The sequence below is a fragment of the Marinobacter sp. DY40_1A1 genome (assembly GCF_016597815.1).
GTDB classification, from domain to species: domain Bacteria; phylum Pseudomonadota; class Gammaproteobacteria; order Pseudomonadales; family Oleiphilaceae; genus Marinobacter; species Marinobacter xiaoshiensis.
Genome location: NZ_VCHA01000002.1, coordinates 107732 through 120583 on the forward strand (window position 1 = coordinate 107732; position 12852 = coordinate 120583).

Annotated in this window: 9 protein-coding genes; 1 reads left to right on the plus strand and 8 read right to left on the minus strand. The window is 54.2% G+C overall.

Annotated features, from left to right (window positions below):
• Positions 1-99: 99 nt before the first annotated feature.
• On the minus strand, positions 100-2043 hold the full coding sequence (ftsH, locus tag FFI61_RS06360) for an ATP-dependent zinc metalloprotease FtsH (protein WP_265092107.1): 1944 nt from the start codon (positions 2041-2043) through the stop codon (positions 100-102).
• 321 nt (positions 2044-2364) lie between these two features.
• On the opposite strand from ftsH, the gene yhbY reads away from it, so the two are divergent.
• Positions 2365-2676, plus strand: coding sequence for a ribosome assembly RNA-binding protein YhbY (gene yhbY / locus FFI61_RS06365; RefSeq protein ID WP_200202969.1), 312 nt, complete (start codon positions 2365-2367; stop codon positions 2674-2676).
• Between the two features lie 87 nt (positions 2677-2763).
• Here yhbY and greA read toward each other — a convergent pair whose 3' ends face one another.
• From greA to grpE, 7 genes are all read right to left on the minus strand, one after another.
• Complete coding sequence (greA, locus tag FFI61_RS06370) at positions 2764-3243, minus strand: transcription elongation factor GreA (RefSeq protein ID WP_200202970.1); 480 nt, start codon at positions 3241-3243, stop codon at positions 2764-2766.
• Positions 3244-3247: 4 nt separating this feature from the next.
• Positions 3248-6466 carry a carbamoyl-phosphate synthase large subunit gene (gene carB / locus FFI61_RS06375; protein WP_200369675.1) on the minus strand — a complete coding sequence of 1073 codons (3219 nt, stop codon included), beginning with the start codon at positions 6464-6466 and terminating at the stop codon, positions 3248-3250.
• Between the two features lie 89 nt (positions 6467-6555).
• Positions 6556-7686, minus strand: a complete 1131-nt coding sequence (gene carA, locus FFI61_RS06380) for a glutamine-hydrolyzing carbamoyl-phosphate synthase small subunit (RefSeq protein WP_227714708.1) — start codon at positions 7684-7686, stop codon at positions 6556-6558.
• 392 nt (positions 7687-8078) lie between these two features.
• On the minus strand, positions 8079-8879 hold the full coding sequence (dapB, locus tag FFI61_RS06385; protein ID WP_200369677.1) for a 4-hydroxy-tetrahydrodipicolinate reductase: 801 nt from the start codon (positions 8877-8879) through the stop codon (positions 8079-8081).
• 24 nt (positions 8880-8903) lie between these two features.
• Positions 8904-10031: a molecular chaperone DnaJ gene (dnaJ, locus tag FFI61_RS06390; protein WP_200202975.1), complete on the minus strand. Its 1128-nt coding sequence runs from the start codon at positions 10029-10031 to the stop codon at positions 8904-8906.
• An 81-nt stretch (positions 10032-10112) separates the two neighbouring features.
• On the minus strand, positions 10113-12032 hold the full coding sequence (dnaK, locus tag FFI61_RS06395) for a molecular chaperone DnaK (protein ID WP_200202984.1): 1920 nt from the start codon (positions 12030-12032) through the stop codon (positions 10113-10115).
• Positions 12033-12136: 104 nt separating this feature from the next.
• Entirely contained in the window at positions 12137-12739 is a 603-nt protein-coding gene (gene grpE / locus FFI61_RS06400) for a nucleotide exchange factor GrpE (RefSeq protein ID WP_200369678.1), read from the minus strand.
• Positions 12740-12852: the final 113 nt, after the last annotated feature.

Genomic DNA, 12852 nt, shown 5'->3' on the forward strand with positions numbered 1-12852 from the left:
CTGGCATACCTGAACCGGGGGAAGAGCAACTTGCAAAAACAAACGCCGCCCATAGTCAGGGCGGCGTCAATCAGCTTGAGCGCTTTGAAGCCAGGAAGCTTAATGCTCTCCCGCTGGACGACCTACATCTGGCCGCTTGCCATCGTCAGCCGGCCTGGATTCGGAAGCACTGTCGGAACCGCCTGCTTTGGCACCACCTGCTGAATCCCGATCATCCCAGCCTTTGGGCGGACGCGGAGTGCGACCTTCCATAATGTCATCGATCTGATGACGATCAATGGTCTCGTACTTCATCAAGGCTTCTGCCATAGCATCGAGCTTATCCCGGTTAGCGACCAGAATCTCTGTCGCCTTCTCGTAGCACGAATCGATGATATTTCTGACTTCCTCATCAATACGCTGCGCCGTTTCGGGAGAGTATACCGTTTGCGCCTGGCCGGCCGAACGACCAAGGAACGGCTCTTCGCTGTCAGTATCGTACTGCAATGGCCCGAGCTTTTCGGACAAGCCCCAACGAGTGACCATATTACGCGCCAGACTGGTGGCACGCTCAATATCATTCGAGGCACCGGTGGTAACGCCGTCAAAGCCTAGCGTCAACTCTTCCGCAATACGACCGCCAAACAAACTACAAATAGAGCTGATCAGGAAGCGCTTGCTGTGGCTGTACCTGTCCTCTTCGGGCAGGAACATGGTCACACCCAGAGCGCGACCACGAGGAATAATGCTCACCTTGTAAACCGGATCATGCTCAGGCATCAACCGGCCAACAATCGCGTGGCCCGCCTCGTGGAAAGCAGTATTCAGCTTTTCCTTTTCACTCATCACCATGGACTTGCGCTCGGCGCCCATCATGATTTTATCTTTCGCGAGCTCAAATTCTTCCATGGATACCAGGCGCATATTCCGGCGAGCTGCAAAGAGCGCTGCCTCGTTAACCAGGTTTGCAAGATCAGCACCGGAGAAGCCCGGAGTACCACGAGCAATCAGCGCAGGTTCAACGTTCTCATCCAGGGGCACTTTTTTCATATGCACCTTGAGAATTTGCTCACGACCAATGATGTCGGGCAGACCAACAACCACCTGGCGATCGAAACGACCTGGGCGCAGCAGCGCCGGATCCAGAACGTCCGGGCGGTTAGTGGCAGCGATAACGATAACGCCTTCGTTGCCTTCAAAACCGTCCATTTCAACCAGCAACTGGTTAAGGGTCTGCTCACGCTCGTCGTGACCACCACCCATGCCAGCGCCACGGTGACGACCGACCGCATCAATTTCGTCAATGAAGATGATGCAAGGGCTTTGTTTCTTCGCCTGTTCGAACATGTCCCGCACACGGGATGCACCAACACCCACGAACATCTCGACAAAGTCCGAACCGGAAATCGAGAAGAACGGAACCTTCGCTTCGCCGGCAATGGCCTTGGCCAGCAGGGTTTTACCTGTACCCGGCTGCCCCACCATCAATACGCCTTTGGGAATGCTGCCACCAAGACGCTGGAACTTACTGGGATCCCGAAGAAAATCCACCAGTTCTTTAACATCTTCTTTGGCCTCATCCACACCGGCCACATCGGCAAACGTGGTTTTGATCTGATCTTCGCTCATCAGGCGCGCTTTACTCTTGCCGAACGACATGGGGCCTTTGCCACCACCTCCGCCCTGCATCTGGCGCATGAAGAACACAAACAGCGCAATAATGATCAGAATCGGGAAAGCTGCAACCAACAACTGCGTCCACAGGCTCTGGCGCTCGGGTTCTTTACCGATCACCTCCACCTTGTTCGCCAGCAGATCGTCCATCAGCTTGTTGTCCGCCACTTGTGGGCGAATTGTCTGAAACTGGGAACCATCGCCACGGGTGCCCTGAATTTCCAGACCATCAATAGTGACTTTATTGACCTGGCCCTGCTGGACCATCTCAACGAATTGGGAGTAATTGACTTGCTGACCGGTGGTGGTGGGAGAGAAGTTCTGAAACACCATCAACAGTACCGCGGCTATTATCAGCCAGAGAACCAGATTTTTTGCCATATCGTTCAAGGATCATCACCTGTGAATTGAAGAGCAGGCCATCGAAGGAACTACTCTTTACTGACACCTTACACCAATTATACGTCTATCCACCAGAAACGGCCCATCCGTAACGGCCACAGAAAAACGTAGCTGCGGATCAACCTGAAGACGTTCCTGAACGCCGGATAAATCCCCATGTTCCTTGTATGTGGGCCTTATCTCGGAAATTACAACGCCTGCAGGGTGATCTGTATACAAGGTTGTCTGTTACAATCCGCCGATTATACGACGTTGCCAGCGAATATGCCGCTGACCTTTTGTTAATTGCACCGATAAAGAGAATACATCATGAGCCTTTCAGCGGAACAGCGCCGGGAATACCGGGCCATCGCCCACAACCTGAAACCCGTCATCATTGTGGGCGACAAGGGACTCTCCGAAAACCTCCAGGAAGAACTGGAGCGCGCCCTGAACGACCACGAGCTTATCAAGATCAAAGTGGCGAGCCAGGATCGGGAAGCCCGCCAGGAAGCAATCACTGCCCTGTGCGAAGCCAGTGGCGCTGAGCTAGTGCAAACCATTGGCAAGATTGCTGTGTTGCTGCGCAGAGCCAAGAAGCCAAACCCGAAGCTGTCTAACCTCTTGCGCCTCAGGAACTGACTTTCCCGTAACTCATAAAACAAAAAGCCGGCTGCATATCACTCAGCCGGCTTTTCTTTGTGGACTGGATTGACCAGCGCTGCAAAATCAGATGTATTCAACCTTTCCGATTTCGTACTCCACAGTACCTGATGGCACACGGATGGCGACAACATCATCTTCGCTCTTGCCTACCAGTGCCCGCGCAATGGGCGAAGAGATCGATAGTTTGCCTTCCTTGATATCCGCCTCATCTTCACCGACGATTTTGTAAACCACCTCTTCGTCAGTATCCATATTCAACAGATGGACCGTGGTGCCGAAGATCACCCTGCCGGTATTTTCCATTTCCGTTACGTCGATTACCTGCGCCGCCGAAAGCTTGCCTTCGATTTCCTGAATGCGGCCCTCTATGAAACTCTGTTGCTCACGGGCAGCATGGTATTCAGCATTTTCCTTGAGATCACCGTGCTCGCGAGCATCCGAAATGGCCGCAATAACCCGCGGCCGATCCTTGGATTTCAGCTGCTGGAGCTCCTCACGTAAGCGGGCTTCCCCCGCCTTGGTCATAGGCACTCTATCACTCATAATCTTACTTCCCTGCGTGGAGGTCTTGCAGGCGGCGTACTGTACGCTCCGGGCCAAATTTGATGGCCCGACAGAAGGCTTCGCCGCCCGCCAGTGTTGTTGTATAAGCTACTTTGGTCTGCAGAGCTGACTGGCGAATCTGCGCCGAATCAGACACAGCCTTGCGACCTTCGGTAGTATTAATGATGAGCTGAACCTGGCCATTCTTGATGGCGTCCACAATATGCGGGCGCCCTTCGCCAACCTTGTTAACCCGCTCCACTTCGATGCCCTCAGCACGGAGCGCTTTCGCAGTTCCAGTGGTAGCAACAAGTTCGAAGCCAATAGCCACCAGATCACGGGCAACCTGAATTGCACCTGCCTTATCTACATCACGAACCGACATAAATACGGTTCCGCTGGACGGCAAACGCTCGCCAATCGCCAGCGACGCCTTGGCAAAGGCCTCGTCAAAGCTATCACCAAGCCCCATTACCTCACCCGTGGACTTCATTTCGGGCCCCAGGATCGGATCAACCGAGGGGAACTTGTTGAACGGGAATACAGACTCTTTTACCGCATAGTAGCTGGGCACGACTTCTTTGGTGAAGCCCTGCTCGGCAAGTGAGGTGCCCGCCATAACACGCGCTGCAACCTTGGCCAGAGACACTCCAATAGCCTTGGATACGAAAGGCACCGTTCTTGAAGCACGCGGGTTGACCTCGATCACGTAGATCTCGTCATCCTGCCACGCCAACTGAACGTTCATCAACCCGACAACCTCAAGCTCGAGAGCCATCTTCCTGACCGCATCACGCATGGCATCCTGAACTTCCGGCGGCAGCGTGTATGGCGGTAAGGAGCACGCAGAGTCACCGGAGTGAATACCCGCCTGCTCAATATGCTGCATGATTCCACCAATAACGACATCGGTACCGTCGCAGATGGCATCGATATCGACTTCAATGGCTGCATTCAGGAAGTGGTCCAGCAAAACCGGGCTGTCGTTGGAAACCAGCACGGCGCTGCGCATGTAACGCACCAACTCGTCCTCGCCGTAAACAATCTCCATTGCCCGGCCACCCAACACGTAGGAGGGGCGAACCACCAGCGGATAGCCAATCTTACTGGCTGCAACAATTCCTTCTTCAAGACTGCGCACGGTGGCGTTTTCCGGCTGCTTGAGCCCAAGGCGCTGAATCATCTGCTGGAACCGCTCACGATCTTCCGCGCGGTCTATCGCATCCGGGCTGGTACCAATAATGGGCACACCGGCGGCTTCCAGGCCACGAGCCAGCTTCAGGGGTGTCTGCCCGCCATACTGGACAATCACGCCCTTGGGCTTTTCTATGTGGATAATTTCCAGCACGTCTTCCAGAGTAATTGACTCAAAGTACAAGCGGTCAGAGGTATCGTAATCGGTGGATACCGTCTCCGGGTTGCAGTTGATCATGATGGTTTCGTAGCCATCTTCCCGCATGGCCAGTGCCGCGTGAACACAACAGTAATCGAACTCGATGCCCTGACCAATCCGGTTAGGGCCACCACCAATAACCACGATTTTTTCGCGATCAGTCGGCTCTGCTTCGCACTCTTCCTCGTAAGTGGAGTACATGTAAGCGGTATCGGAGGCAAACTCTGCTGCACAACTATCAACACGCTTGTATACGGGGCGAATATTCAGATCGTGCCGCAGCTTACGCATGCTCACGTCCGTAATGCCCAGCAACTTGGCCAAACGGGCATCCGAGAAGCCTTTACGCTTCAGGCGGAACAGGGTGGCGTGATCAATATCGGCCTTACCGGCTGATTTCAGCGCCTGCTCTTCTCGAATCAGATCTTCGATCTGCACCAGATACCAAGGGTCTACATGGGTGTACTCGAATACATCTTCCACGGTTAGCCCGGCACGGAACGCATCACCGATGTACCAAATACGCTCGGCACCGGGAACACTGAGTTCGCGAGTGAGGGTTTCACGAGAGGTTTCCGAGGTAAATTCTTCGAGCCGCTCATCAAATCCGTCTGAGCCGACCTCCAGCCCACGAAGGGCTTTCTGCAGGGATTCCTGGAAGGTGCGACCGATGGCCATGACCTCACCCACAGATTTCATCTGGGTGGTAAGGCGGGCGTCGGCCTGGGGGAATTTTTCGAATGTAAACCGGGGGATTTTGGTAACGACATAGTCGATGCTGGGCTCGAACGATGCCGGTGTTATACCACCGGTAATTTCATTGCGCAGCTCGTCCAGCGTGTAACCAACGGCCAGCTTGGCAGCAACCTTGGCAATCGGGAAACCCGTTGCTTTGGAGGCCAGCGCCGATGACCTGGAAACCCTTGGGTTCATTTCAATCACAACCATGCGGCCGGTGTCCGGATGGATACCAAACTGCACGTTGGAACCACCGGTTTCCACGCCGATTTCACGCAGTACAGCCAGGGAGGCGTCCCGCATGATTTGATATTCTTTATCAGTCAGCGTCTGCGCTGGTGCGACGGTGATGGAGTCGCCCGTGTGGACACCCATGGCATCGAAGTTCTCGATGGAGCACACGATTATGCAGTTATCTGCCTTGTCGCGCACAACTTCCATCTCATACTCTTTCCAACCAATCAGCGACTCATCGATGAGCAGCTCGTTGGTGGGCGAGAGATCAAGCCCGCGGGTGCAGATCTCCTCAAACTCGTCCCGGTTGTATGCAATACCACCGCCGGAGCCGCCCATGGTGAACGAGGGACGAATGATGCACGGGAAGCCGATGTCTGCAGCGACCTTCCACGCCTCTTCCATAGTGTGTGCAATGGAGGCACGAGGGCACTCAAGACCAATTGCCTTCATCGCCTTGTCGAAACGGCTCCGATCTTCGGCTTTGTCGATGGTGTCGGCGTTGGCGCCAATCATTTCCACACCGTACTGGGCCAGCACTCCGTGCTTTTCCAGTTCCAGTGCGCAGTTCAGTGCCGTTTGGCCGCCCATGGTTGGCAGTACGGCATCAGGTCTTTCTTTTTCTATAATTTTGGCAACGGTTTGCCAGGTAATCGGCTCGATGTAGGTGGCATCCGCCATCACCGGGTCGGTCATAATGGTGGCCGGGTTCGAGTTAACCAGGATGACGCGGTAGCCTTCCTCACGCAGGGCTTTACAGGCCTGGGCTCCGGAGTAGTCAAATTCGCACGCCTGCCCGATTACAATCGGGCCTGCGCCCAGAATCAGGATGCTTTTAATATCGGTCCGTTTTGGCATGTCTTGGTAAACCTGTCAGCAACATTTAAATTCTTGCAGCGCATAAACGCGGCGCGTGTCTGGTGTGGCACTTTTGCCATGAATCGGCTTCAGGCCGTTCTGGCTTCCATCAGCTGGACAAACTCATCAAACAATGAGGCCACATCACCGGGACCCGGGCTTGCTTCGGGGTGCCCCTGAAAACTGAATGCTGGTTTGTCGGTACGGCGAACACCCTGCAAGGTGCCATCAAACAGCGACTTGTGGGTAACTTCCAACACCGCAGGCAAGGATGCCTCATCCACTGCAAAGCCGTGGTTTTGGCTGGTAATCATGACTGTGCCGTTGGGTATCCTCTGAACCGGGTGGTTAGCACCGTGGTGGCCGTGCTTCATCTTCATGCTTTTCGCACCGCTGGCAATGGCAAGAAGCTGATGCCCCAAGCAGATGCCAAACACTGGAATTTCGGTTTCGAGCACTTCCTGGATTGCCTTGATTGCATAATCGCAGGGCTCTGGATCGCCCGGGCCGTTAGACAGGAAGATGCCATCCGGATTCATGGCCAGCACTTCTGAAGCAGGGGTTTGGGCAGGCACAACAGTGACTTCGCAGCCGCGGGAGGCAAGCATGCGCAAGATGTTGAACTTAACTCCGTAATCCCAGGCCACTACTTTAAACCTGGTTTCGCCGCCTTCTGCGTATCCTTTACCGAGCGTCCAGTCTCCCTGGGTCCATTTGTACGGCTTTTCGCAGCTAACCACTTTTGCCAAATCCATACCTTCGAGCCCGGGAAACGCGTTTGCGAGTTCCAGTGCGCGCTCGGCAGTGGCGTCAGCACCAGCCACAATGGCGCCGCTTTGTGAGCCTTTGTCGCGGAGGATGCGCGTTAGGCGTCGGGTGTCTATATCGGCTATTCCGACAATGTTGTTGCTTCGCAGGTATTCGTCGAGCGATCCGGTGCTGCGCCAGTTGCTGGCAACCAGTGGCAGGTCGCGGATAATCAGGCCGGCAGCCTGTATACGGTCTGATTCTACGTCTTCTTCGTTTACACCTGTGTTGCCGATGTGCGGGTAGGTCAGGGTAACGAGTTGGCGGGCGTAGGACGGATCGGTCAGTATTTCCTGGTAGCCGGTCATCGCGGTGTTGAACACCACTTCGCCGCTGGTTTCGCCGTCAGCGCCAATGGCGGTGCCATAAAACAGGCTTCCGTCTGCGAGTGCAAGGATTGCGGGTGTGCTCAAGGCTTGTATCCTCATCGAGTGGCGTTTCGTTTCGTCACGTGCAGGAACGCAAGCGCAAATTCAGGTCGCAAAAAAGCGAGAGGGAGTAAAAACTCCGTCCCGCTTATTGTTATCCGGGGACTTTTTGGTCCCTTGGGCTTTTCGAAGCCTACGCTTGGTGCAGTTAAACCGCCCTATTGTATGAAATTTGCGGTTTTGTGTCCATGTAAAATCGCCCTGCTTTAGAGTACGGCTGAAACACCGGCCGGCACTTGGGATCTTTGCTCCGGGAACCGCTACGAGCACATCCATGTGCGCTTGTCTCCGGCCGTCCTTGGCCTACGACATTCCCGGAGCAAAGATCCCAAGCCCCTGCCTCAGAGCAAGTCGTCAGAACCCCTCGGAAAGAGAGCTCACTTCAAGCTCAAAACATCCTGCATGTCGTACAAGCCAGCAGGCTTGTCTTTCAGCCACAGAGCTGCTCGCATGGCGCCTTTTGCGAAGGTCATCCGGCTGCTTGCCTTGTGAGTAATTTCGATGCGCTCACCTTCGGTGGCGAACAGGACTGTGTGATCGCCCACTACGTCACCGGCGCGGATGGTTTCGAAACCGATTTCCTTGCGGGTACGCTCGCCAGTGAAGCCTTCACGGCCATAGACTGCACACTCTTTGAGATCGCGGCCCAGTGCATCAGCAACCACTTCGCCCATGCGCAGAGCTGTGCCGGAGGGCGCGTCTTTTTTATGGCGATGATGGGCTTCGATGATTTCGACGTCATAGTCGTCACCCAGCGTTGCTGCAGCGGTGCGCAGGAGGTTGAGCACTACGTTAACGCCAACGCTCATATTGGGCGCAAATACTACCTGGGTAGATTCTGCCGCCATGGCCAACTGCTGCTTTTCGGCATCGGTCAGGCCGGTGGTTCCGATAATCAGCATTTTGCCGTTGGCTGCGCAGAACTCGGCGTTTTCCAGGGTGAGGTCCGGGAAGGTGAAATCGACAAGCACGTCGAAATCATCTTTCACGTCAGCCAGGGCGCCCGCCATCTTTACGCCGGTTTTGCCGATGCTGCTCATTTCGCCGGCATCGGCTCCGATAAGGCTGCTGCCTGGCTCGACAATGGCCGCGCCCAACTCGAGCCCCTCTGTGCCGTTAACCGCCTCAATCAGCACTTTACCCATGCGCCCGGCGGCGCCGATGATTGCTACCCTCATGGCCTTTTCCTTATGTGAAGCTGATCAGAATTTCATTTCGTCGAAGAAGCTCTTAACACCCTCAAACCAGGACGTTTTCTTCGGGGCATGGTTCGTGCCGTTGTTGCTGCCGTCGAGAGTTACCTGAAACTCCTGAAGCAGTTCTTTCTGGCGTTTGGTCAGGTTAACCGGTGTTTCGATAATCACACGGCACAAGAGATCACCTGATGGGCCACCGCGCACAGGGCTAACGCCTTTGTTGCGCAACCGGAACAACTTACCTGTTTGGGTCTCGGCCGGGATTTTCAGCTTCACGCGACCATCCAGCGTTGGCACTTCCAGCTCACCACCCAGCGTGGCGTCAATAATGCTGATCGGCACTTCACAGTACAGGTTGCGCCCGTCGCGGGTAAAGATTGAGTGCTCACGAACCGACATCTGCACATACAGATCGCCTGGCGGACCACCATCTATGCCCATCTCGCCTTCACCGGAGAGCCTTATACGGTCGCCAGTATCAACACCGGGCGGCACTTTAACAGAGAGGGTTTTCTCTTCCTGCACCCTGCCCTGTCCATGACAGGACTTACAGGGGTTCTTGATAATCTGACCGGAACCACGGCAAGTGGGACACGCCTGCTGCACGGCAAAGAAACCCTGCTGCATGCGCACTTGCCCCATACCCTTACAAGTACCGCAGGTTTCAGGACGGGAGCCTTTTTCCGCACCACTGCCATCACAGGTATCGCACTCCCTGTGTCCGGGAATGGTTATTTTTACGGTTTTGCCTTTTACCGCTTCTTCAAGATCCAGTTCCAGGGTGTAACGCAGATCCGAACCACGGGTATTGCGGCCGCCTCTGCCACCGCCACCAAAGATGTCACCAAACACATCACCGAAGATATCGGAGAAGTTACCACCACCGCCGAATCCACCGCCGGCTTGTCCATCTACGCCGGCATGGCCATATTGGTCGTATGCCGCACGCTTGGTCTGGTCTGCCAGCACTTCGTAGGCTTCAGTGGCCTCTTTGAATTTGCTCTCGGCGTCTTTGTCTTCGGAGTTGCGATCGGGATGGTATTTCATCGCAAGCTTTCTGTAAGCTCGCTTAATCTCTTTCTCGTCCGCGCTCCGGGAAACCCCGAGAACTTCGTAATAATCGCGCTTGGCCATGCTTCAAAACCCTGTTTTTTAAACGCGGAAAACGCGGATCAACTCCGCGTTTTCCAACCAACTACCTGATAAACGTCCGAATTACTTCTTTTCGTCGTCTTTAACTTCTTCGAACTCGGCATCCACTGCATCGTCGGCGGACTGAGCTTCTTCCTGTCCACCAGCCTGCTGTGCCTGGCCATCCTGATCTGCGTACATCTTCTGAGCCAACTCACCAGAAACCTCCGTGAGCTTCTGCGTTTTAGCTTCGATGTCGTCTTTATCAGAACCGGTCAGTGCTTCTTCCAAGTCCTTGATGGCCGCTTCAATAGACTCTTTCTCGCTGTCGCTGACTTTGTCTCCAGCGTCAGTCAGGGTCTTGCGCACGGCGTGAACCATGCCGTCGCCCTGGTTGCGAGCCTGAACCAACTCTTCAAACTTGCGATCTTCCTCAGCATTCGCTTCGGCGTCCTGCACCATTTTTTCGATTTCGTCATCGTTCAAGCCAGAAGAGGCCTTGATAACGATGGACTGCTCTTTGCCGGTAGCCTTATCTTTCGCAGACACGTTCAGAATACCGTTGGCATCGATATCGAAAGTAACCTCGATCTGCGGCACGCCACGTGAAGCAGGTGGAATATCAGCCAGATCGAAACGTCCCAGGGACTTGTTCTGCGTCGCCTGCTTGCGCTCACCCTGAACAACGTGAATGGTAACCGCTGTCTGGTTGTCTTCTGCCGTAGAGAAGGTCTGCGACTTCTTGGTCGGGATCGTGGTGTTCTTGTCGATTACTGGTGTAGCAACGCCACCCATGGTCTCAATGCCCAAGGTCAGAGGAGTTACGTCCAGAAGCAGAACGTCTTTCACATCGCCAGACAGTACGGCCGCCTGAATCGCTGCTCCCATTGCAACAGCTTCGTCCGGGTTCACATCCTTACGCGCTTCTTTGCCAAAGAATGCCTTAACTTTTTCCTGAACCAGCGGCATACGTGTCTGACCACCAACCAGGATAACTTCGTCGATCTCACCAACGCTCAAACCTGAGTCTTTCAGGGCAACCTTACAAGGCTCGAGACTGCGTTCAACGAGATCTTCTACCAGAGATTCAAGCTTGGAACGGGTCAGCTTCACGTTCATGTGCTTGGGACCGCTAGCATCTGCAGTGATGTACGGCAGGTTAACGTCGGTCTGCTGGCTGCTGGAAAGCTCAATCTTGGCCTTCTCACCCGCTTCTTTCAGGCGCTGCATGGCCAGTGAGTCACCGCGCAGATCAATGCCGCTGTCTTTCTTGAACTGGTCGGCCAGGAATTCGATGATTTTCATATCGAAATCTTCACCACCCAGGAAGGTGTCACCGTTGGTCGCCAGAACTTCAAACTGGTGCTCGCCATCAACATCTGCAATTTCGATAATGGAGAGGTCAAACGTACCACCACCCAAGTCGTAAACTGCTACTGTGCGGTCGCCAGTTTTCTTGTCCAGACCATAAGCCAGGGCTGCGGCAGTCGGTTCGTTAATGATGCGCTTCACATCCAGACCTGCAATCCGGCCCGCGTCTTTAGTAGCCTGACGCTGACTGTCGTTAAAGTAGGCCGGAACAGTAATTACCGCTTCGGTTACTTTCTCGCCCAGATAGTCCTCTGCAGTCTTCTTCATTTTCTTCAGGATTTCTGCAGACACCTGGGGAGGAGCCATTTTCTGGCCCTTTACTTCTACCCACGCATCGCCGTTATCTGCCTCGGCAATCTTGTAAGGCACCATCTTGATGTCTTTCTGAACAACATCATCTTTAAAACGACGACCAATCAAACGCTTGATAGCGAAGATTGTGTTTTGCGGGTTAGTAACCGCCTGACGCTTGGCAGACTGACCCACCAGAATTTCATTGTCATCAGCGTAAGCGATGATAGATGGAGTGGTGCGATCACCCTCTGCGTTTTCAATAACCCGGACTTTATCGCCATCCATAATGGCGACACACGAGTTCGTTGTTCCAAGGTCAATACCGATAATTCTGCTCATTTAATCACTCCAGTTCTTCTGAATGCGGTACTTAATGGTTGCCCGGAAAAATATAAATCCGGTTAGTTTTGCTTAATGGCTATATTGGCGCTTTAAGTGACTTTTCAAGCCTGCTCATCAATTTTTGGTGCATCCTGAGCCTTGGCCACCATCACCATTGCCGGACGCACTACGCGCCCGTTCAGCAGGTAGCCCTTCTGGATTACCGCTACCACGCTGTTGGGCTCAGCATTGGGTGCTGGCACCATCGACATGGCTTCGTGCTGCTGGGGATCAAACGGCTCGCCCACAGGGTTCAGCGGCTCCACATTGAATTTTTTCAGACTGGAAACAAACAAGCTGAGCGTCATTTCCACGCCCTGACGGATAGACGCCACTAACTCACCAGCACCTTCCTGCCCTTCTGTGCTCTCAACCGCCTTCTCAAGACTGTCTGCCACAGGCAGCAACTCTTTAACAAACTTTTCCAAGGCAAACTTATGCGCCTTCTCAACATCCATCTCGGCGCGGCGACGCACGTTTTGCATTTCCGCATGCAAGCGCAACATTTGCTCCTGCGAATCCTGAAGCTGCTCTTTCAGGGAGTCCAGCTCGGAAACCTCTTCCTGCTCTACTCCTTGCTCGCCAGCCTGCGCATCCTCAGCTGCTGCCTTGGCGGCTTCATTCAACTCATCCAACTGCTCGTTGCGGTTTTCTTCGGTGCTCATGAATACTCCTGCCAGATCTTCGGCGGCCGGCTTGAACGCGGCCAATTGAACATAGGCTCTGACCCCACGGAGCCAGAAGAATGCTATTGCGAACCGATATGGGGTTCAGCGCT

Excerpts from the sequence above, each read along its gene's own strand:
- dnaK (WP_200202984.1), bottom strand. The coding sequence starts at position 12,032 with ATGAGCAGAATTATCGGTATTGACCTTGGAACAACGAACTCGTGTGTC.
- grpE (WP_200369678.1), bottom strand. The coding sequence starts at position 12,739 with ATGAGCACCGAAGAAAACCGCAACGAGCAGTTGGATGAGTTGAATGAA.
- carB (WP_200369675.1), bottom strand. The coding sequence starts at position 6,466 with ATGCCAAAACGGACCGATATTAAAAGCATCCTGATTCTGGGCGCAGGC.
- greA (WP_200202970.1), bottom strand. The coding sequence starts at position 3,243 with ATGAGTGATAGAGTGCCTATGACCAAGGCGGGGGAAGCCCGCTTACGT.
- dnaJ (WP_200202975.1), bottom strand. The coding sequence starts at position 10,031 with ATGGCCAAGCGCGATTATTACGAAGTTCTCGGGGTTTCCCGGAGCGCG.
- yhbY (WP_200202969.1), top strand. The coding sequence starts at position 2,365 with ATGAGCCTTTCAGCGGAACAGCGCCGGGAATACCGGGCCATCGCCCAC.
- dapB (WP_200369677.1), bottom strand. The coding sequence starts at position 8,879 with ATGAGGGTAGCAATCATCGGCGCCGCCGGGCGCATGGGTAAAGTGCTG.